Raw genomic sequence first — 621 nt, forward strand, 5'->3', positions numbered from 1 at the left:
GAATGAGCAATTGCGTTGCCCGGGGCATGGGCTGACGTTTTCGCTGCGCAGCGGTAAATGCCAGACATCAAGCTATCAGCTCGAGCAGTTTCGATTTGATTATGATGGGCAGTGGCTGGGTGTGGAAATTTGATGAACGTTGGGTTTGTTGTCTGATTACGCCTTTCAGGTTAATCAGACCTACCCGATAACCTGGGAGCGCCGAGTCTTGTAGGTTGCATTAGCCTGAAAGGCGTAATCCAACACTGGTGTTGACGGGCCTGAGTGAAGGGGGCAGGAGGGCTTACCGTGACGCAAACACCGTTTCTTCCTCTCCAAGTTCGGCCACGAACTGGTGTGCATAACGCTGGCGCAGTTGCTTCACTTTCTTCACGTAAGCCTGGGTCTCCTTGAAAGGCGGAATGCCGCCATAGCGGCGAACATTGCCTTCACCGGCATTGTAGGCGGCCAGGATATGGTCGAGATCGGAGAATTTGTTTTTCAGGTAGGCGATGAACTGGGTGCCGCCGGTAATATTAGCGCGGGGGTCAAAGGGGTTGCTGACTTTCAGGTAGGCCGCAGTTTCGGGCATCAGCTGCATAAGCCCCTGGGCGCCAACCCGGGAAATAGCGTTGTGGTTGA

1 protein-coding gene is annotated in these 621 nt (G+C 54.3%); it reads right to left on the reverse strand.

What is annotated here, in order from left to right; genetic code table 11:
* Window positions 1-283 precede the first annotated feature (283 nt).
* Window positions 284-621, reverse strand: a 338-nt coding sequence (locus tag A3730_RS11670; protein WP_156501165.1) for a lytic transglycosylase domain-containing protein, incomplete at its 5' end; no start/stop codon positions are given.

It is taken from the genome of Alcanivorax sp. HI0044 (genome assembly GCF_001634945.1).